Annotated in this window: 1 pseudogene; it reads right to left on the bottom strand. The window is 61.6% G+C overall.

Annotated features, from left to right (window positions below):
• Positions 1-9 precede the first annotated feature (9 nt).
• Positions 10-357: pseudogene (locus A2J03_RS31025) on the bottom strand (hypothetical protein); the annotation flags it as partial.

The raw sequence follows: 357 nt of genomic DNA, 5'->3' as shown, positions 1-357 counted from the left end.
GGGGGCTGTTCAGAATGGTGGGTAGCGGTAGCGATCGCGTGCTGTGACGATTGCCCGGTGTTCGAGGAATCGTTCTCTGAGGAAGATCGCTTCGGCCCGGGCTTTCGGGTCTTTCAGCCGGGCGATATCTCCGAGGGAGGGCACGAAAGCTGCCCTGTCGGTATCGATCAGGTTGCTCCACTCGCAGTACTCACCGATGTTCGATTCCCACCAGGTGGGTTCGTAGAGTTCATCGGCGGGCCGTTCGAGTACAGCTCCCGCCACCGTGGATTCGGCAGGCGTGGATTCGGCAGGCGTGGATTCGGGAGCGTGTCCGTCGTCGACGTGCTGGTAGTAGTGATCGGTTGACGGGTCCGG

The organism is Rhodococcus sp. EPR-157, assembly GCF_001647195.1.
Taxonomy (GTDB): domain Bacteria; phylum Actinomycetota; class Actinomycetes; order Mycobacteriales; family Mycobacteriaceae; genus Rhodococcoides.
The sequence above is the reverse complement of the archived record's forward strand: the minus strand, read 5'-3'. Positions and strand labels throughout refer to the sequence as shown.